Annotated in this window: 16 protein-coding genes; 2 read left to right on the forward strand and 14 right to left on the reverse strand. The window is 48.6% G+C overall.

The window, feature by feature from the left end; genetic code table 11:
- Positions 1 to 83 precede the first annotated feature (83 nt).
- Entirely contained in the window at positions 84 to 4,094 is a 4,011-nt protein-coding gene (purL, locus tag NIT79A3_RS12640; protein WP_013966573.1) for a phosphoribosylformylglycinamidine synthase, read from the reverse strand.
- A gap of 85 nt (positions 4,095 to 4,179) precedes the next feature.
- Between purL and NIT79A3_RS12645 the strand changes: the two genes are divergently transcribed.
- Positions 4,180 to 5,697, forward strand: a complete 1,518-nt coding sequence (locus tag NIT79A3_RS12645; RefSeq protein ID WP_013966574.1) for a bifunctional ADP-dependent NAD(P)H-hydrate dehydratase/NAD(P)H-hydrate epimerase — start codon at positions 4,180 to 4,182, stop codon at positions 5,695 to 5,697.
- A gap of 50 nt (positions 5,698 to 5,747) precedes the next feature.
- On the opposite strand, the gene NIT79A3_RS12650 is transcribed toward NIT79A3_RS12645, so the two are convergent.
- From NIT79A3_RS12650 to NIT79A3_RS12685, 8 genes are all read right to left on the reverse strand, one after another.
- Complete coding sequence (locus tag NIT79A3_RS12650) at positions 5,748 to 6,641, reverse strand: ROK family protein (protein WP_013966575.1); 894 nt, start codon at positions 6,639 to 6,641, stop codon at positions 5,748 to 5,750.
- Between the two features lie 225 nt (positions 6,642 to 6,866).
- On the reverse strand, positions 6,867 to 7,550 hold the full coding sequence (locus NIT79A3_RS19555) for a PEP-CTERM sorting domain-containing protein (protein WP_013966576.1): 684 nt from the start codon (positions 7,548 to 7,550) through the stop codon (positions 6,867 to 6,869).
- Between the two features lie 572 nt (positions 7,551 to 8,122).
- Positions 8,123 to 8,752 carry a dienelactone hydrolase family protein gene (locus NIT79A3_RS12660; RefSeq protein ID WP_013966577.1) on the reverse strand — a complete coding sequence of 210 codons (630 nt, stop codon included), beginning with the start codon at positions 8,750 to 8,752 and terminating at the stop codon, positions 8,123 to 8,125.
- Positions 8,749 to 9,846, reverse strand: coding sequence for an AmmeMemoRadiSam system radical SAM enzyme (gene amrS, locus NIT79A3_RS12665; RefSeq protein ID WP_013966578.1), 1,098 nt, complete (start codon positions 9,844 to 9,846; stop codon positions 8,749 to 8,751). The genes NIT79A3_RS12660 and amrS overlap by 4 nt, the downstream gene beginning before the upstream one ends.
- Positions 9,839 to 10,432, reverse strand: a complete 594-nt coding sequence (gene amrA / locus NIT79A3_RS19560; RefSeq protein ID WP_013966579.1) for an AmmeMemoRadiSam system protein A — start codon at positions 10,430 to 10,432, stop codon at positions 9,839 to 9,841. The genes amrS and amrA overlap by 8 nt, the downstream gene beginning before the upstream one ends.
- Positions 10,433 to 10,446: 14 nt before the next feature.
- Positions 10,447 to 11,229 (reverse strand): AmmeMemoRadiSam system protein B, encoded by a 783-nt coding sequence (gene amrB, locus NIT79A3_RS19565; protein WP_013966580.1) that lies wholly within the window; start codon positions 11,227 to 11,229, stop codon positions 10,447 to 10,449.
- Between the two features lie 112 nt (positions 11,230 to 11,341).
- A complete protein-coding gene (locus tag NIT79A3_RS12680) occupies positions 11,342 to 12,079 on the reverse strand; it encodes a cytoplasmic protein (protein ID WP_013966581.1) in 738 nt (245 codons plus the stop codon).
- 48 nt (positions 12,080 to 12,127) lie between these two features.
- A complete protein-coding gene (locus NIT79A3_RS12685) occupies positions 12,128 to 13,366 on the reverse strand; it encodes a lipase (RefSeq protein WP_156797084.1) in 1,239 nt (412 codons plus the stop codon).
- A gap of 593 nt (positions 13,367 to 13,959) precedes the next feature.
- On the opposite strand from NIT79A3_RS12685, the gene NIT79A3_RS12690 reads away from it, so the two are divergent.
- Positions 13,960 to 14,499: an FxDxF family PEP-CTERM protein gene (locus NIT79A3_RS12690; RefSeq protein ID WP_013966583.1), complete on the forward strand. Its 540-nt coding sequence runs from the start codon at positions 13,960 to 13,962 to the stop codon at positions 14,497 to 14,499.
- Positions 14,500 to 14,702: 203 nt separating this feature from the next.
- Here NIT79A3_RS12690 and NIT79A3_RS12695 read toward each other — a convergent pair whose 3' ends face one another.
- The 5 genes from NIT79A3_RS12695 to NIT79A3_RS12715 form a co-directional block, all read right to left on the reverse strand.
- Positions 14,703 to 15,617: an FAD:protein FMN transferase gene (locus NIT79A3_RS12695; RefSeq protein WP_013966584.1), complete on the reverse strand. Its 915-nt coding sequence runs from the start codon at positions 15,615 to 15,617 to the stop codon at positions 14,703 to 14,705.
- 64 nt (positions 15,618 to 15,681) lie between these two features.
- A complete protein-coding gene (locus NIT79A3_RS12700) occupies positions 15,682 to 18,381 on the reverse strand; it encodes a DUF3570 domain-containing protein (RefSeq protein WP_013966585.1) in 2,700 nt (899 codons plus the stop codon).
- A gap of 57 nt (positions 18,382 to 18,438) precedes the next feature.
- Entirely contained in the window at positions 18,439 to 18,693 is a 255-nt protein-coding gene (locus tag NIT79A3_RS12705) for a DUF4266 domain-containing protein (RefSeq protein WP_013966586.1), read from the reverse strand.
- Positions 18,694 to 18,695: 2 nt separating this feature from the next.
- Positions 18,696 to 19,202: a TlpA disulfide reductase family protein gene (locus NIT79A3_RS12710; protein WP_013966587.1), complete on the reverse strand. Its 507-nt coding sequence runs from the start codon at positions 19,200 to 19,202 to the stop codon at positions 18,696 to 18,698.
- A gap of 56 nt (positions 19,203 to 19,258) precedes the next feature.
- Entirely contained in the window at positions 19,259 to 19,717 is a 459-nt protein-coding gene (locus NIT79A3_RS12715; protein WP_013966588.1) for a hypothetical protein, read from the reverse strand.
- Between the last annotated feature and the right edge of the window lie 73 nt (positions 19,718 to 19,790).

Below are 19,790 nucleotides of genomic sequence, written 5' to 3' on the forward strand. Positions count from 1 at the left end.
GAAAACACCGTTGATTTCGTCCAAAGTTTGACAAGCCTACCACGAACGGAATTGACACATTACCGTTCGCTCTGAGCTTGTTGTCATCCAACCCACTTGCGCGCATTTCTGAACAGGCGCATCCACGGGCCATCTTCAGTCGAGCCAGACCGTGCATTGGGGTACCAGGAGTGTTGCGATATCCGGAACACCCGCTCCGGATGCGGCATCAACACATTAAAACGTCCATCGGGCGTGGTTAATCCGGTTATCCCCTGAAGCGATCCATTCGGGTTATAGGGATAATTCTCGGTAACTTGCCCGTAATTATCCACAAAACGCATTGTCACTAACGCAGCAGCATTCTCCGGTTGAGCGGAAGAAAACTCAACCCTGCCTTCACCGTGGGCCACGGTAATCGGCATCCGGCTACCCGCCATGCCGTCAAAAAATAACGACAGGCTTTGCTGTACTTCCACCATCACAAAGCGCGCCTCAAATTGCTCCGACACATTGCGCTTAAAACGCGGCCAAGCTTCAGCACCGGGAATGATTTCATGCAAATTGCTCATCATCTGACAGCCATTGCAAACCCCCAGCGCAAACGTATCGGCACGCTGGAAAAACGCCTCAAACTCAGACCGTGCGCGGGAATTGAATAAAATCGATTTGGCCCAGCCTTCGCCCGCACCGAGTACATCGCCATAGGAAAATCCGCCGCACGCGACGAATCCTTTGAAATCTTTTAGCGACACACGCCCCGCGATGATATCGCTCATGTGCACATCGATCGCAGCAAAACCTGCCCGGTCAAACGCCGCCGCCATTTCCACATGGCCATTCACACCTTGCTCACGCAAGATCGCCATGCGGGGACGTACACCGGTTTGAATATACGGCGCGGCGATATCTTCATCCGCATCAAAACGCAGTGCAACCTGCAGACCGGGATCAGCGGCATCCAGAATGCGGTCATATTCCTGTTGCGCACAAACCGGATTGTCGCGCAGTTTTTGCATTTGATACGTGGTTTCCGACCAGGCGCGCTGCAAATCGATCCGTTTTTCTGCCAGCACTGGTTTGTTATTGCGCATCAGGCGGATTTCATCGGTTGCATTCAGTTGTCCGATGACAAAACTGGCATCGCGTAACCCGGCTTCGGTCAGCACCTGCATGACTTCCTGACGCTGCGCGGTTTTAATCTGCAAAACGACGCCCAATTCCTCGTTAAACAGCACAGCAAGCAAACGTTCCAAGAAGCGACCGCCCAATTGCTCGGGCCGCAATTCAGATCCGTCGATATCACTGCACTGCGCGTCAAAACACAACTGATCCAGATTGATCGTCACTCCGGTATGCCCGGCAAACGCCATTTCGCATAGCGTCACGAACAGACCGCCGTCGGAACGGTCATGGTAAGCCAATAGTTTGTGTTCCAGATTAAGCTGCTGGATCGCGGCAAATAGCGCCTTGAGTTTGGCGGCACCGGCTTCACCGTCGATATTCGGCGCGGCATTGCCGACTTGTTTAAACACTTGCGCCAGCGCTGAACCGCCCAGACGATTCTGCCCGTGCCCCAGATCAATCAGAATCAATTCGCTGTCACTGCAATCGGTGCGTAATTGCGGCGTCAAAGTTTTGCGCACATCGGTGACACTGGAGAACGCGGAAATAATCAGTGATAACGGTGCGGTCACTTCTTTGCGAATCTTCGCATGCGTCTTTTGATCGGTCTCTTCCCAGGCGGTCTTCATCGACATCGAATCTTTCCCCACCGGGATGCTGATTCCCAATTGCGGGCACAATTCCATGCCGACGGTATACACCGCGTCGTATAACCCGGCATCTTCACCCGGATGACCGGTCGCCGCCATCCAATTGGCTGATAGCTTGATATTGCCGATCTCAGCAATCGCTGCGGCAGCGATATTGGTGATCGCTTCGCCGACCGCCATCCGCGCTGCCGCCGCGGGATCGATCAACGCCAGCGGCGTGTGCTCGCCGATGGCAAATGCCTCGCCGAGATCAGTCTGATACCCCATGCTGGTCACCGCGACGTCGGCGACCGGAATCTGCCACGGGCCAACCATTTGATCGCGCGCCGTCATGCCGCCGACACTGCGATCACCAATCGTGATTAGAAAAGTTTTGTCGGCCACCGCAGGCAAACGCAAAACCCGGTAGGCGGCTTCGGTCAAATCCGTACCAGACCAATCGAGTGCCGGGAGTATTCTGTCGCCGTGAACAACATTGCGGGTCATTTTTGGCGGTTTGCCTAACAATACCGACAACGCCATATCGACAGGCGGTATTGCTGATTCCTGATCAGTGACCAGCAATTGTTCATCAGCAGTTGCCTCCCCCACGACTGAAAATGGGCAACGCTCGCGCGCGCAGATGCTTTGAAATAGCGCTAACGATTCCGGTTTGATGGCCAGCACATAACGTTCCTGCGCTTCGTTACTCCAGATCTGCATCGGTGACATGCTGGATTCCTCGAAGGGAATATCGCGCAAATTAAAACGCCCGCCTCTGCCGGAATCGTGGACCAATTCCGGAAACGCATTGGATAAGCCACCGGCGCCGACATCATGAATGAATAAAATCGGATTGCCTGCCCCGGTTCTTTCCAACTGCCAGCAACGGTCAATGACTTCCTGGGCGCGCCGTTCCATTTCCGGATTGCCGCGTTGCACCGAATCAAAATCCAGCGCTTCCCGATTGGTACCGGTATCCATGCTGGAAGCCGCGCCACCGCCCAATCCAATCAGCATACCCGGCCCACCCAATTGAATCAGCAAAGTACCGGGCGGAAATTTTTCTTTGTGCACATGCCGGTCCGAAATCTGCCCGATACCGCCGGCCAGCATGATCGGCTTGTGATAACCACGCATCTCCCCGGCAACGCGCTCCTCAAAGGTGCGGAAATAACCCGCCAGATTAGGCCGCCCGAATTCATTATTAAACGCCGCGCCACCGATCGGCCCTTCCAGCATGATCTGCAACGCGGAAGCAATGCGGCCGGGTTTGCCATACGTTGACTGGCCATCGGGATTGGAACGATCGTATTCCCACGGTTGCGTATAACCGGGAATATTCAAATTGGACACCGAGAAACCGGACAGACCGGCTTTCGGTTTGGCGCCACGGCCAGTTGCACCTTCATCGCGAATTTCTCCGCCGACACCGGTAGCAGCGCCGGGAAAAGGTGAAATAGCAGTTGGGTGGTTATGCGTTTCGACTTTCATCAATAGGTGTGTTTTTTCTTGGGCGTAACCATAAACCTGCTGGTTACCCGGATAAAAACGCGTTATCTCCGCCCCTTCGATAACGCTGGAATTGTCGGCATACGCCACAATCGTGCCTTGCGGATGCGTTTGATGCGTGTTGCGGATCATCGCAAACAGCGATTTGTCTTGGGGTTTGCCATCCACAATCCAATCCGCATTAAATATTTTATGGCGACAATGTTCAGAGTTCGCCTGGGCAAACATCATCAATTCCACATCCGTGGGATTGCGCGCAGCTTGCGTGAAATGATAGGCCAGATACTCAATTTCATCCGCCGATAGCGCCAATCCCATGGCTTGGTTCGCCTGCCGTAGCGCTTCGATACCGCCGTTCATCACATCAATGGTGTTAAGGGGCTTCGGTGCAAAATGCTGAAACAACTTGACCGCATCATCGAATGAACCAAATACGGCTTCCGTCATCCGGTCATGAATGAGTGGGGCGAGACGTGCCTTATCCTCTGCAGAAAGTTTTGTATGACATTGAATATAAAACGCGATACCCCGTTCAATGCGCTCAATGGCTGCTAAACCGCAGTGGCGCGCAATATCCGTCGCTTTACTCGACCAGGGAGAAATGGTTCCCGGACGCGGCAATACTAAAAAAAACTCGCCGGGATACGGATTACTCTCCTGCGCCGGATCATTGTTGAGTAACTTTCTCAGCGCACCGAACTCATCATCCTGCAGGTTTCGTGTTAACGAACAGAAATGCCAGTATTCGGTATGGACCGCGGATACTTGCAGGTTCAGTGTATTAATTTCTTTGAGTAATTTTTCCAGACGAAACGGAGAAAGCGCACGTCCACCACAAAATTGAAGCATCAGAGGAAATAAGCGATTATTTAAAGATTGCAATTTTACACGAGAAGATGTACTTATCGTGGATCATCCAGCGATACTGAAAATTATGACCATTGCCGACCCGGTATTTTTAACCACCGAAATACGCGAAATTGAACATCAGGCCGCGATGCTGCCGAAACCGCCCCGCCTGATGGAAAAAGCAGGCCTGGCCGCGGCGCAAATCGTCCGTGACCAATTACACAAGAACCCAAACCATCACATCTTGGTGCTCGCCGGACCGGGCAATAACGGCGGCGATGCCTTTGTTGTAGCGCGTTATCTGAAAGAATGGGGCAACGCGATCACCGTAGTATTCAGCGGCGACCGCAACTGTGTTCCAGCAGATGCCAAGCAGGCAATTCAAGCCTGGCTCGCCATTGGCGGCGAAATTTCTGCCGACATCCCCGACGGCGATCAAAACTGGGATGCGGTGATCGACGGGCTGTTTGGCATTGGTCTGGATCAATCCCAGAACCGGCCAATCGGGGGCACGTACCAGAAATGGGTGGATACCGTCAATCAACTGAATGTGCCCATCGTGGCGCTGGATATTCCATCCGGCCTGGGCAGCGACGACGGTTGCATTTATGGCACAGCAATCCGCGCCACCACTACCGTGACATTTATTGGACTAAAACCCGGTTTATTCACCAACTTCGGACCCGAATATTGCGGCACTGTTCTGCTGCGCAAGCTGGATATTCAACTCAATTCACCACCCGCACCACACACCTGGCTGCTCAATCAAAAACTCGCGCAATCGCTACTGCCACCACCCCGTTCCGCCAATAGCCATAAAGGTTCTTTCGGCAGCGTTGCAATCCTCGGCGGTTCCATCGGCATGGTCGGCGCAGCGCTGCTGGCAGGACGATCAGCCTTGCATCTGGGCACAGGACGGGTCTATTTGGGCTTGCTGGCACAGGCTGCGCCGCCGGTCGATTTCTCGCAACCGGAACTCATGCTGCGCTTCCCATCTGAGCTGTTCACGTTAAAACCCTTGAATTGTCTGGTGGTCGGCCCCGGTCTCGGCAATGCAGCGGAAGCGTTGTCCTGGCTGGAGAGTGCACTGAATAGCGAAGTGACGCTGGTGCTCGATGCCGATGCGCTCAACCTGATCGCGCAGCACCCTCACTTGAGCATAAAACTCAGCCAGCGCAACGCTCACACCATCTTGACGCCACACCCCGCCGAAGCAGCCCGTCTTTTGAACACCGATACCGCCGCCGTGCAAAGCAACCGCATGAATGCCGCCCATAAAATCGCGCAGCAATTCAATTGTTACGTAGTATTGAAAGGCGCTGGCAGCATTTGTTGTTTCCCGGACGGAAAGCGTTACCTGAACACCAGCGGCAATCCCGGACTCAGCACCGCAGGTACCGGCGATGTGTTAGCGGGAATAATCGGCGCACTGATTGCACAAGGTTTGAATCCGGATCAAGCGCTGTTGCTAGCGGTTTATTTGCATGGTGCCGCAGCGGATCAGTTGTTACAGCAGAATCGTGGACCGCTGGGAATGGTCGCGTCGGAGATTATTGTTGCTGGACGGTTATTGTTGAATGAGTGGATTTATCAGGGGAAATAATGCCGTGTTGCACGGATGGTGAAATAGATACTTAGCAACGTGACTTATCTTTAGATTTCATCACTACGCCACAACTGCGCGGCACCCCGCACACCGGAACTGTCGCCGTGCACGTTTTTCAAAATCGGGGTAATGAACTCATCATTAAAGACATAATGCGCCACCCGCGCACATCCTTCAGAATAGAGTCTCTCCACATTGGAAAGTCCGCCGCCCAGTATAATGACATCCGGATCAAGGATATTTACCACCAGTGCCATGGCGCGGCCAAAACGATCAAAAAAACGCTGCAGTGTAGCTTCAGCCAAAGCATCGCCTTGTGCTGCCAGCGCCGCGATATCGCTGGCTAGCAATGCACTATTCCCGCCGTGACGTTGAAAATCAGCGGCCAATCCAGGACCGGAAATCAGCGTTTCAACACAGCCTTTATGGCCACAGTAACAATCCGGCCCATCCAGCTCCAGGATATTATGGCCCCACTCACCGCCGAGATGTTGATGGCCTTGATGCAATTGCCCGTTGAATACGACGCCTCCACCCACACCGGTACCCATGATCACGCCGAACACTACACCATAGCCTTTCCCCGCGCCATCCAGCGCTTCACTCAAAGTAAAGCAATTGGCATCGTTGGCAATGCGTAGCGGCCGATGCAACAGTGTTTGCAAATTCTCAAGCAGTGGCCGCCCATTCAGGCAGACGGTGTTAGAATTCTTCATGGTGTCCGTTACCGCTGAAATAGCGCCAGGAGTACCGATTCCAACCGAACATTTTTTACCTACTTCGGCTTCAAGATGCACGACGAGTCGTTCAATTGTGTGCAATATAACCTGATAGCCTTCAGACTGCCGTGTATCCACACGCTTTCTCAGCAACTCATAGCCATCACGATCCAGCACCACGCCTTCTATTTTTGTACCACCCAGATCAATACCGATACGCATTAGTTAATTTCAAAAATGTTTCCCCGTCCTATTTTGCTGGATTATTCATTGCGGTGCAAAATTAAGCTGCGGGCAGAAATTACAGAAGTTGCACTTCAAAATTAAATCCGCGTCTTTATTCTGGACAGCAATCCGTGAAAAAAAGAGAGATCAAATTCCAGAATGAATTGATCTCTCTTTAAACGTCTCCTCTTTAGCAGATGCTAAGAGGAAAAGCTGGTTTTGTTATTTTTTTTGATTACGTAATGAAAACCCGATTAATCCTAATCCAACCAGCATCATCGCATAGGTTTCTGGTTCTGGAACTGGTGAGGTTACCCAGTTCGAAGGTGTTGGATGCGGATCCGTAAGGGAATAAGGATCCACCGAAATAACACCGAAGATTGGTGATGGTTTTGGGCCGCTCGTTGCCTGTGTTCCGGTGAAATCCGTCAGATCTACGCCCGCACCGGACACATTCCAACTACTGCTCGACCAATCATTATCAAACCTGCTAGCAGTGTTCGATGTAAAAAAGTCGATATTGATGTGCTGATCATCTGTCTTGTAGCCGCTATCCATATTATTCTGATTGGTCTCGTACGAGAACGTATCAATCGGAGCTCCTGAAAGGAACGTGAATGTCGGGGATGCTGGCCCTTGGTAGACATAATCAATGCGTTCTATGTGTGAATTTGCACTAAAACCCGTGGAGCCACCCCAATTCGGAGTTAGCAGGAAGTCAACACCGCCTGCTACTTCGGTCAAAGTGAGTGTGGCGACTATGGGATAAGGTGGGTTTTGCGAGGCTACCGCCGTGGAAGGCAAATCGAACTTGTAAGTTGCAGTATCACCAATGTTAGCAAAAGCAGGGGCAGCAAGAATACTCATTACAACAGCTGGTAAAATAGCTAATTTTTGAATTTTCATTATAAATTCCTCTGATATTATTTTATGTTTTAAGGGGGAGGCCGAACATCAACCCCAAATCTAAATTAAAGAACCATCCGCTTCTATTCTTTATCGATGCAAAGAACTCAGCGATTTGATATTAATCCATAGGTTAGTTCAATACTATAGTCAATCAATCCTTTATCTCTTGTACATTTGTCCTAAATGAATACTGTATTTCCATCAGCAATGCAGGAAATCGTGAAAGTTTCCGGTTTCATGCTGAAACTCCTTCTGCAATCGAGGTATGGCCGATAGAAAAATCGCGCATTGCATTTGTGGTCGAAAGTACATGCCGGATACTGCCGATAAAAGCCACGGCAAGCAATCAAACCAAGATACGTTGGATGATTGTCGATGAAGATTTTAACAGGCGTTGAAAAACGTTTTAGAGACCAGCCGATGCAAGGCAAAAATGGGCGAAACTCAGTTTATTCTAACAAATGAGCATTTTGGGCCTTTTTTTAACACTGCAGCGGCAATGCAGATAGTTTTTCAACGATCTGTTAAAGCAATTGATTACCTTAATAATGCACCAGAGCAGATCAAGTTTATTGCAAATATTTCAAGAACCAATTGGCTGCATACTGTGCAGCCTGTTCCAATGTACCCGCTTCTTCAAATAAATGCGTTGCTCCGGGTACGAGCACTAATTCTTTCTTGCATTTCATCAAAGCAAAAGCTTGTTTGTTCAGCTCGATCACACCGTAATCCGCACTGCCTACGATAAGCAGCGCCGGTGCAGTTACCTGGCTTAGCGCGATTTCTCCAGCCAGATCAGGGCGTCCGCCGCGTGAAACCACGGCAGCAATAGCGTTTCCCATTTCTGCCGCGGCCTGTAATGCAGCGGCGGCGCCGGTACTGGCACCAAAATAACCAATGTGCAAAGCCTTTGTTTCCGGCTTAGCCTGCAGCCAAGCTGTAGCATCAAGCAGGCGGCGCGTCAGCAGGTCGATATCGAAACGCATCGCATAATCTTGATCTTCTGCACGCGTCAGCAGATCGAATAGCAGCGTGCCGATGCCTTGTTGCTGCAGCACATTGGCAACAAAAGTATTACGAGGACTGAAACGGCTGCTGCCGCTGCCGTGGGCAAACAGTACGACACCCGATGAAGCAGACGGCAATATAAGTTCGCCACTGAGTTCAACGGAACCGGCTGGAATTTTTACGGCATTCATACTGTCGCTCCGATCCTGACTGGGATTCGTTGTCTGCCAAATTGGCTGGTAAATTGACCGTAACGGCCCGCAATCACAGTATTGCAATTTTCACAACGCCCATCCGGAGTCAGGTGATATTGTTTGATTTCGTACCAGTCGCGCACGATGACAGCTTTTCCGCATGCCGGACAGTACGTCGTATCGCCCTCAAGGTTATGCACATTGCCGGTGTATACATACTGCAACCCGGCTTCCAGCGCAATCTTACGTGCCTGAATCAATGTTTCAGCCGGTGTAGACGGTATATCATTCAGTTTGTAATCCGGATGGAAGGCACTGAAATGCAGCGGCACATCGGTACCCAGTTCTTTCACTATCCACTCGCTCATCGCGCTGATTTCCTGACTCGAGTCATTCAGACCTGGAATCAATAAAGTAGTCAACTCAAGCCATACATCGGTTTCGTGCTTGAGATACCTCAATGTCTCCAGCACAGGCTGCAGGTGCGATCCAGTTTGCTTAACATAAAACTCATCGGTAAATGCCTTGAGATCAACATTGGCGGCGTCCATCTTGGCAAAAAAATCACGCCGCGGTTGCGCATGAATATAACCCGCTGTAACGGCCACAGTCTTGATGTCTCTGGCATGACAGGCATCCGCCACGTCCATCGCATACTCGGCAAAAATTACCGGATCGTTGTAAGTGAACGCAACACTCTTACAGCCATGTTTTTCCGCGTAGCGCGCAATCGCTTCGGGACTGGCTTGATCCAGCAGCTTGTCAAAGCTGCGCGATTTGGAAATATCCCAGTTCTGGCAAAATTTGCAGGCAAGGTTACAACCCGCAGTGCCGAATGACAAAACACTACTGCCGGGATAAAACTGGTTTAATGGCTTTTTCTCGATGGGATCGACACAAAAACCGGATGAGCGCCCGTAAGTCGTCAATACCATCGCATCGCCGGCACGACCCCGGACGAAACAGGCACCACGCTGCCCTTCGTGCAATTTGCAATCGCGCGGACACAAATCACATTGGATCCGGCCATCGGCAAGCTGATGCCAATATTTTGTTGGATATCGCTCAGCGGCACTAATCGGCTCATCCATTGACATACTCCTTAGAATAATCAGACTCACACCATTTACTCACGGTATAGCGGGATAACTTGACATCTTCAGCCCAGAAATCCTCAGATAATCTGGCCTTGGACTTTAACCGGGCAAGAAATTGCTGCGGTTGCGGAAAACTTTCCCATACCTGGGGTAAGAATGTGCTGCGATATGGCCCATATTCGAACACAATCCCGTCGATATCCGGGCGCAATTGCGCCAGCACATCGGCTTCGCTGCTAAAATCAAACGGCTGCAATTCGGAAAGCAATGACACTTCGACGCTGACTGTCTCCAATTCATCAGCCGCCAATGGTGAAAAACGGGGATCGTACAATGCGGCCGATACCGCATTATTGCTCACATCCTCAATCAATGGGTCACAAGCTTGCAGCGAACCGATACAACCCCGCAATTCACCCCACTGCGTCAAAGTGACAAACGTTGCTCCCGGCTCGGATAGCCATGGCATATTTTCATTAACCTCTGCTGTAGATGCACTGCGCACGCGCAAAGCACGGGAAATAGCCGTACGTGCAATTTGCAACAAAACTTTTCCTTGCTCATTTTTTTCATGTGACATATGCCTATCTCCCATTAGTTAAATGCAATCGCCGCATAACCGACCACTTGATCGCGCGAACCTGCGGTATCTCCGGAGTTTCTCAGATCCAGCAAATATGGTGTCAGATGATGCTGTTGAGCGGCAATGATCAAGCCGTTAATGGCTGTACTCCCGCACGCCTGATCATGGTCAATCGGCTGCCGTAACTGCACTATGGACTGAACCGTTTTACTGTCTACACGCTGTGCCGTCGCATACGGCAAATAGTGCGAAAGATCCGAACTGATCACAATCAATGTCTCTTCACCGCCCCACAACTGCTCCAGCACTTCAGCCACTGCTTCTGCCGATGTCATGCCGACCGCCAGCGGCAGCAAGGTAAAATCGCTCAAAACCTTTTGCAGGAATGGCAATTGCACTTCCAGGGAGTGTTCCAGCACGTGCGCTTCCTTACTGACGGTCACTTGGGGTAAATGGGCAATCGCGTTGACTAAATCCGTATCTAGTTTCACTCTGCCCAGGGGCGTGTCAAAAACATCCACTCCCGGCAAAGCCAGACCCTGCACTGCGACACGATGCGCAGGGCCGAGCAATACGACGCGCCGGATTGCTGCTGCAACAGAATATATGCTGGCATACGCTGTCGCAGCGATTGCACCGGAATACACATACCCCGCATGTGGAACAATCAATGCTTTGGGTTTGGTATCATGAAATTCCGCCATTGCAAGCAAGTGCTGAACATCCTGTTCAAGCTGCCATGCATCAGCGGGATAAAACAAGCCTGCCACGGCAGGCGAACGAATCGTAGTCATAGTTCTTTCTTCTCCAGTTGTCTTATTAATATAGGCATAAGACACAAAATCAAGAAAAAGATTGCAACTGTCCGGTTAACTCACACTCAACGTTCCTATTGAATTCTATTTACTATTCCGGAATCTTAATTGCATTGCTTTGATGACGTAGCCATAACCCATAGCGAACCAACGCTGCTTCAAAATCGGGAAAGTTTAACAAGAACATACCCGACTTTTCCCATAGATCCTGCAGACGGATCAACGCCGACTGATCATCATTATGACAATCTTGTGGAAGAAATCCCAGCGCATGAGCTGCTTGAAAAGCCAATTGCGCAAGCGGCGGCATTGCCTTATGCCAGCGGCCGCGCAATTCTCGCAAAAAAATCTGTTCCGTCACCGGGCCTATCCCTTTGCCAAGGTTCATGATACGTTGCGTGAGATCATCCGAATCCAAAGCGGCGGCGTGCAGATGGTTTAGATTCCCTGCATAACGATCCAGCAAGGTTTGACTGACTGTAAGCATTTTGGTCGCTGTTTTGTGATCATAGCGTGCATAACCGCCTTCATCGAGTAGATTCACCAATCCATCCCAACCCGTGCGGACAATACTTTCCGGTGTCAAAAGTCCGTTACGCTCAAGTACCCGCCACGTATGCGTGGCGATCTTTTCTGAAATAGGCGCGCCATATAATAGGGCAGCAAGCAACCACTTGTAAATTTCCGCCGCATCCAGGTCACTCAGTTGAATACCCAATTGCGTGGAATAGCGCCCGCCGAATTCAGACACCAATGTTGGCGCATCCAGCGGTTTTCCCTGCTGCTTAGAGGATGCATAAAATGTTTTTGTATCGGTTACATCACGCATTGATCATTTTGCAGCTGGGCCGAATAGATTTGAAGGCAATACTCCCTGTTACCACCCATCCCGGTAAGTATTCAATAGATTGGTTGCATTATTAGTAAACCGGGTAATACTGTGACGGTCAATTCTTAGATCTTCCAGATCGGCTGAATGGCCCGGCATGATTTCTTTTAAATCAAAATCAAATTGAATAAGCGGTGTTACATGATGAGAATCTAAATAAAACTTTCCGGTATTATCGGTATTAGAAACCGGATCATGAACATCGGCAATCACATAAATTAATTCTTGAATCTCTTCGTTTGGTAACGTAATAGTGTAAGTATCAAAGAAATGATCCGGAACAGGCGAAGAATTAAATGCAAATGTTTCCAATCCCAGAACTGCACCAATCGCTTGTGCCAATCCGCCGCCTAAAGAATGCCCCGCGACAGTAATTTTAACGCCAGGATGCCGGCCGACCACATCTTGAGCAAATCTAAACGCATCTTTAAATTGATCACTGACTGTACCAATCCCTATGGCGGCATCTGCTATCGCATCACTGGCAGTATCTTCCAATTCCTTAAATGAGCAAGGAAAATCACAAGTTTCAGTGCCACGAAATACCAGTGCTAATTCATTGGTATCGCGGTTTCTATAGACACCGGCATCCATTCCGGAACTTTTTCCATTGGATTCTATTAACTGCCAAGCATCAACCGCAACATTATCAAAATCATATATCGCATCAGCAAGTTTTGCATAGGGAATAGACCGCCCCAGCAAATCAACCGCACGCCTCTCATCGGGAAGTAGCATGCCATAAGGTTTCCAAGTCGTATTGGGAAAATATCCAGGATTGTTGTATAGGGCAACGGTTTTCAGTTCAAACACCGAGACCGGATCATCAGTATCCATATCGGTATCCGTCACCCAAGCTAAGCTGACGGTGTAGCGCTCAGTACCATAAAGCTGCGGAACATCGATCTTGGGTAAAGTCAGCACGCCATTGAGAAATGAGAAGGCAGGACTATTCTCCTCAGAAGCATCGTCAAACTCCACAGTTAACAATTTAAACCGGTTCGGATTATCCACTCCTAGCCATTGCAATGATGCTTTGTATAGCTGATCACCCGATGAATCGGTCACGATGATTTTTTGCAAACAGACAAGACTGTTTGCTTCCAGAAAAGTGGCCGGTGCGGTCAAATCCGTACACTCATCCGGCAATGCCTGCGTCATTTGCGCAGTAACCATCAGAACGGAAAAACTGATTATTCTGATTAAATACGAATTCCAGCTTTTCATAAGTCGCTTTATTAAGTGGTTTGATCAAGTCATCGCAGTTTAATCGCAATCAAAACCTATGTGAATACATTACCAAATTTTATTGCGAGACTAAATTAAGAAGCTCTGATTAAGTCCTTCGACAGGCTCAGGACGAACGGTAATATATTGATTACGTTCGTGGTTATCTTGTCGAACTATGAATGTAATCAACTTAATCAGAGCTCCCTTAAACTGCCTCGATCCATCGGATTACTCCGCACACGGGCTCATAAGTCCGGCAACCCTACATAACGAAGCGGCATGATCGACGGCGTATTCCCTTGCCGCTCATCCAAAATTGATTTCCATGCCGGGAACAGTAGGTGTACGGATCAATCGCTACCGGTTTAATTTATGTCAATCTACCTTTTCCGGCAAAAATGCAGTTAATACCATGACAATATTGACATATACGTACTATAAGAAAAGGAGGAACTTCCTATGGTTTCAGGAAAGAGCTATCTATATAATTCGAATTAATGGTAGTTGAAAATTATTATCGTTTGTTCTGTGTGCTTTTCTGATTGATGGTCATCAGAAAAATTTTTTTAGACTCATTCTGGGAGTTTGATATGAAAAATAGTTTCCGGGTAAAAGTATTATCGATTCTTGCAGTATTGTGTTTTGGTATGGGTTCAGCCAGTGCTTCTTCGTTGTATGGACCAAGCTTCAGTCATAATGGGGCGAATTGGGATGCCATTTTTGGCAACAATAACGTTACTGGGGCCTTTAATGATATTTTTCCTTTTTATTTACCCGCCGGTGCGGGGGGTGATGGAGGAGGTAGTGTAATATCCGGTTTCGCGCAAACTGGCCCCGATGTATATATTACAAGATTTACTTTATTTGATATTACGACGAATACAATTATCGACACAGGCTCACTAACTCCTGGTATTTTTAAGGCTATTAGTTTTCCGGGCCCTTTAAATCCTACTGATCACTATGCGCTTGTCGTGAAAGGCGGCCTCCTCCCCGCAGGCCATGGCAGTGGTTCATATGCTGGAAATTTTCATATTTCCCCAATCCCTGAACCGGAAACTTATGCCATGCTGTTGGCTGGCTTAGGTTTGCTCGGATTTATGGCACGCCGCAGAAAAGAAAGCATTTAATTTGGTTTAGCTGCATTTCAGACGGCCCCGCATCATTGGCGGGGCTTGTTTTTTCTGGAAATAAGTGTGATAGCGCGGCATAGTTAAATCACCGCCGGCAAAACCGAAATCCGGCATCTATTAACCGCTCAAAAGCGGCAACAAGTTGGCTCCACCTAAAAAGTCGGCATCACATGCCAAGTTTCAGCTGATCAATCAAGCATTCACAACCTCTCTTCCATCAACGATCCGCCTGATTCTCCTTGCACATTGACCCATAAGTGCGGCAACCCGAGTGCATCAAGCCATGCAGGACCATCTTCTTCTTTCAGCATAGCGATAGTCGATGCGCTACCGGCGACGACACAAAACTCACCGATGACGCTGACTGCCGCCATATAATTGACCGGCTGGCCGGTTTTTGGATTCAACACATGACCGTAGCGCACGCCATTTAAGGTAATGCACCGTTCGTAATCGCCACTGCTTGCCAGTGCGCCGGAATGCAGCAGCAGTGTTTGTAATATGCCGCCGGGTTTGCGTGGATGGCGGATAGCGATACGCCAGGGGCTGCCATCATCATGCGGGCCAATAATTTTGATGTCACCGCCCAGATTAACGATGCCATGATTAATCCCAGCATCCCGGCATAATGAAGCGGCACGATCGACGGCGTATTCCTTGACTACCCCGCCAAAATCTATTTCCATACCGGGAATAGTAAATACCAGGAGCGGCCGTTGCCAGTTTATTTTACGCCAGCCTATCATTTCGAGCAGAGATGCAATCGCTTCCTGCGCAGGTATGATTCCCGATTTAAAATCCCAGGCGCGGCGCAGAATCCCGGAAGTAATATCAAATAGGCCATCACTTTGTTGATAACAGGTGTCTGCGTAGTCGATTAACCCGGCAGTTTCATCATCCACTCTAATGTGACCGCCTTGTGCTGCGATACGGTTAATTTCGGATAAGAAACTGTCAGTGCGATAGCGGGAATATTTAGCCTCCAGACGATACACGTCATCCATGGCAACTTTGGCTGCACGCTTCGCTTTCTGAGCACTGCCAGCATAAAGCTGAATCGAGCAGGGTGAACCCATCGCTTTAAAATCATAGTGACAGTACTTTAGATGAGCCATGTTGTTACACTCAGGTAGCTCTGGGAAAGTTGTGAAAGTTATAGAAAAACAAATTTCATTTTTCTTAAAACCGGTAACTCCAGGTCGCTGACAGGGCTCCCTGACGATCCAGCTGGAATCCGTTGAAATCACTCTTGACCGGTTGTATCCATTCGAAACCGAAACGGTTACCGGCGAACCGTCCGCCGGGAATTCTGGCGTTCAATCCCAACCCGACATCCCAGAATTGTCCGCCATAATTCGCCGGAAAATCCATCGGACCGATACGCGCACTAAATTGATTAAAGTCTCGCTGTATGGCATCTTGCCAAGTGTATATGCCACGCACGGTGGCAGTCAGCCAATGGGCTAAATCGTAACCGCCCCAAGTTGTCGCCTGGAACACATCACCCAAACGGTAGCCTGATTTATTTTGATCTTCCATACGCTTAACACCGCTCAACTGTGTACCCCAAGACCAGCGGCTCTTTTCTCCGGCATATGTCAGACTGGGCGTAAAATCCCAGGTGCCGCTACCCAGTTGCATGCCAAAATGAATCAACCCGCCATCCGCTTGATGCGTACGCCGCACTTCGATATCCACTTTTCCGGTTGGTGCACTGAATCCTAAATTCGCATGGACACGATGCCCGGGGATATTTAGCAACTTAATCAATGATGAAAAATAGGTATCGCCTATGGCACCTGTTTCATGTCCCGCTGCACCATGATGTCCATGTGCTCCCGAAGTGTCGATTTTTGCCCCGGCTAATTGGCGCAAATTCATATCCATATCCATAAAGGTAGGCATCAGCATGACATTGAGCCACCTAGTTGGTGCATACATCAGATCAACCATATGCATACGCATATCCATGTATGTGGGCGTAAATTGACACGAACCGTTCCCGCACCCTTGATCAATGATCGCTTGATCACTCGTTTTATGTGTGCCATGCATCATATTTCCACCGGTCCAGTTATACATAAATCGATAACCCGCCATAAAATCTCCGGGTTTATCGAGCATATGACCAAACATGATACCCGCAGGGGGAATTTTGTGATGGTGATGCGAGGAGTTATGACGATGTGAATCGGAAGATCCACCTGAACCACCAATCGGCAGCGAAGTAACCGGTTCAATATCAAACTTTACCGCCGCATTCGCTACATAATAATCAAAATCAGCAAAACTGTTATTTCCGCCATTACCAATCTGCATCGAACTGGCACGCGTATAGTATTCAAAACCGGCTTCCAGCGCGACGCCTTTGCCGAGAATTTTACTCAATATCACGCCGCCGCTTAGCGCGCCAAACCCTGCCAAGCGATGATCGCTGGAAAAATTATCGGGTAATTTTCCAGCATCAAACAACGTTGTTTTAGGCTGTGGATTAGCCAAAAACCCATCAACCGGATTACCGTTTTGATCAACCAGATTAAAAGGATCGCTACCAAAATACTGGATAGCGGGATTTTTCCCATCAAACCAGACTTGTCGTCCGAGACTATCGGTTTCTTGTCTCCGGTAAGCTTGCTGAGAAAATAAATAAGGACGGTAAAAACTGGCAGAATCTTGTGAATAATAACGAATCCGCGGCGTCAAAGTCCACCCGCTTCCAATCGGCTGCACCCAGCTTGCATCAAAGGTATGCGTATTCACGCCCCAATCGTCTACCGATAACCTGTAGCCCAGGTGCATGGCCGCATTAAACGGACTGACATAGTGAACATACTTAGCGTTTAAGGCTACTTGATTACGAATATCCGGCCGCTGCTCGATCAGAGCACGCACATCCCCAGTAATTGTACTTTTGTTCAAACTGGCCGGATCAATAAAGATGATCGAGGTTGCTTTGTAAGGATTCTCCAGAAATCCGTTGCTATGCGTGTAGCCAATATTGGCGTCTATCAATGCATTTTTACTCAATACCTGGGTTAGGCCAACGTTTGCGATCCAGTCCTGGCGATTACCCCGCAAAATCTCGGAACCATTACGATTAACAATTTGCTGTGCATACGCAGTTTTGGTGATATACGGAGATGAATCGCCATCGAGAATTGCGCCGACTTGACTGTGCGTATAGCCGCCGCCAAATTTAACGCTGGTCAGTTTCTGATTAAAATCCAGGCGGCCACCGATATTGCCAAAGCTCGATTGATAATCTCTTTCTCTGGAAAATCCCCCGCCCACGTTCACAGCCGACTCATTCCACTCATGACTCAAACCAAAATTAGCTTGCCGGCGTGTTTCCGGAGAAGCAGACGACATGACGAGGACGGATCGGCTATCAACAACGCCCGTTGATTGTTTAGTAATGGGATCAGTTCCAATGGGATTTAGATCTCGGTCTAAAAGTATTGTGCTATTCAGAATAGGCGAGGCACCGGCCACTACCCCATTGACGGTATACGGACGATTACCGCCATTGGTAGCCAATGGCGTTGTAGTTACAGGTGTTGCGCCTGACCAAGTATCTTGCGTATAGCCAAAAGAAAATTTGGTGCGATCGGTGAGAGAAAAAATGCCACTGCCATGCAAAACATCGGCGCTGATTGGTTTTAAGCTATTCGGAGCACCATAAAGATTGCGTTCACCTTCCTGGTAACGGCTGTATTGAAAATTGATTCGATCTGTACCTGCCGCGTGCCCTGAAGTTATCAATAGACCGGGCAATACAAGCGCTGCCGAGGTTAATGCTTGTAGCGTAGTATTTCTTGGCTTTGCAGACTGTACTTCCGGATTTTTTAATTGATGATTGCTGCCCGGGCGTTGGGGCATACTATTCCGTTGCAAATTTTATTGACCTAAAGAAAACGAATTCTAGCAGGAATCAGTTTAATAACAACCGCAACCGCCACCACCTGCAGAAGATTTATGGCTTGGCGCCGCTTCGCGGCTACTGTAATTGTGTGACTGTATTTCACTTTGCAACGGGTAGGGATCCAATTCCATCTGCGGCTTTGCCAGATTTCCTCGTTCCCAGGCACTCACATGGGCACAACCGGCCGATAGCCCGACACAAATTAAAAGGACCAATTTAACTATAACATGTTGATTTCTTTTCATATCAGTTAAGAAAATCTCTGTCATTCCTAGGGATGTTCCATCACGAGTTGCGTAATTAAAGCACGCAATTCTTCAGTTTCGCCAGGGCGGAATCCTTGATGAATATGGCGAATGGTTCCTTTCCGGTCTATGACATAGGATGTTGGCATAGCCATTACTTCAAAAACCTTGGCACATTCTTTATTTGAGTCTACAACAATGGAAAAATTAGCCGGATACTTAACAAGAAATTCCTGAGCATCTTTAATTTTTTCATCCAGATTGACACCGATTACATGCAAACCCTTATCCTTCAAATCATGATCCAGTTGATTTAGAAAAGAAAAGGATTTTACGCAGGGCGGGCACCACGATGCCCAGAAATCCACATAGACAACTTCTCCCTTCAGTTCTTGTAAATTATGCGCAGGGCTACCATCCAATGTCGTCAATGTACAGGAAGGGGATACCTGATCCAGGTGCTCCGCAAATGATGCGGTTGCAAACAGACACCACATTGAAAATATCAAAAATAATAATTTTATTTTTTTCATTGCAAATTTACCTAAACGAACTTAAAAAAAATTGTGTAATTCAAACAATAGGGACATTACTCAAATTGTTGAACAGTAATATCCGTTCCCGTGTGTACTTCACTCGCAGTCATACAATGATACGATACAAGAAAAGATCGGGCACCCGCAGCAGTCTTGTTTACCAGTAAAAAATAGACACCATTCCCGCCACGCACACTGACCGCGGGACTGAAATTACTATCACCTGAAACCGGATCAGTCGTGCTGTTTGCGTGGTTTCCTTTGATTATTTGCAAATTAACCAGTAGTTTATCTTGCGGCGGCGAAGCATCCTTAATACTGGCAATCAAGTGATCTGCATCCCCATTGCCATCATTAAAACAAGTAACCAACGCGTATCCAGTAAAGCCCGCGACATTACCGTTGGGATCCATGGTAGCACCTGCATCATGCGCACTGCTTACACCCGCATAACCGAGAAAAACTACAAAAAAAATAATCTTTACTGCTTTATCGAAAAGTTTTTGCTGCATGATTGTGTAACCCTCAAGTGAAATACCTGTTTTGTTAAATATTAAGAATTCTACAATCCCTCTCCTGATGATA

Source organism: Nitrosomonas sp. Is79A3 (assembly GCF_000219585.1).
In the GTDB taxonomy this organism is placed as follows: domain Bacteria; phylum Pseudomonadota; class Gammaproteobacteria; order Burkholderiales; family Nitrosomonadaceae; genus Nitrosomonas.

Bases quoted from the DNA above. Each gene is read 5' to 3' on its own strand.
- purL (WP_013966573.1), bottom strand. From the start codon at position 4,094: ATGCTTCAATTTTGTGGTGGACGTGCGCTTTCTCCGTTTCGTCTGGAA.
- NIT79A3_RS12645 (WP_013966574.1), top strand. From the start codon at position 4,180: ATGACCATTGCCGACCCGGTATTTTTAACCACCGAAATACGCGAAATT.
- NIT79A3_RS12650 (WP_013966575.1), bottom strand. From the start codon at position 6,641: ATGCGTATCGGTATTGATCTGGGTGGTACAAAAATAGAAGGCGTGGTG.
- NIT79A3_RS19555 (WP_013966576.1), bottom strand. From the start codon at position 7,550: ATGAAAATTCAAAAATTAGCTATTTTACCAGCTGTTGTAATGAGTATT.
- NIT79A3_RS12660 (WP_013966577.1), bottom strand. From the start codon at position 8,752: ATGAATGCCGTAAAAATTCCAGCCGGTTCCGTTGAACTCAGTGGCGAA.
- amrS (WP_013966578.1), bottom strand. From the start codon at position 9,846: ATGGATGAGCCGATTAGTGCCGCTGAGCGATATCCAACAAAATATTGG.
- amrA (WP_013966579.1), bottom strand. From the start codon at position 10,432: ATGTCACATGAAAAAAATGAGCAAGGAAAAGTTTTGTTGCAAATTGCA.
- amrB (WP_013966580.1), bottom strand. From the start codon at position 11,229: ATGACTACGATTCGTTCGCCTGCCGTGGCAGGCTTGTTTTATCCCGCT.
- NIT79A3_RS12680 (WP_013966581.1), bottom strand. From the start codon at position 12,079: ATGCGTGATGTAACCGATACAAAAACATTTTATGCATCCTCTAAGCAG.
- NIT79A3_RS12685 (WP_156797084.1), bottom strand. From the start codon at position 13,366: ATGAAAAGCTGGAATTCGTATTTAATCAGAATAATCAGTTTTTCCGTT.
- NIT79A3_RS12690 (WP_013966583.1), top strand. From the start codon at position 13,960: ATGAAAAATAGTTTCCGGGTAAAAGTATTATCGATTCTTGCAGTATTG.
- NIT79A3_RS12695 (WP_013966584.1), bottom strand. From the start codon at position 15,617: ATGGCTCATCTAAAGTACTGTCACTATGATTTTAAAGCGATGGGTTCA.
- NIT79A3_RS12700 (WP_013966585.1), bottom strand. From the start codon at position 18,381: ATGCCCCAACGCCCGGGCAGCAATCATCAATTAAAAAATCCGGAAGTA.
- NIT79A3_RS12705 (WP_013966586.1), bottom strand. From the start codon at position 18,693: ATGACAGAGATTTTCTTAACTGATATGAAAAGAAATCAACATGTTATA.
- NIT79A3_RS12710 (WP_013966587.1), bottom strand. From the start codon at position 19,202: ATGAAAAAAATAAAATTATTATTTTTGATATTTTCAATGTGGTGTCTG.
- NIT79A3_RS12715 (WP_013966588.1), bottom strand. From the start codon at position 19,717: ATGCAGCAAAAACTTTTCGATAAAGCAGTAAAGATTATTTTTTTTGTA.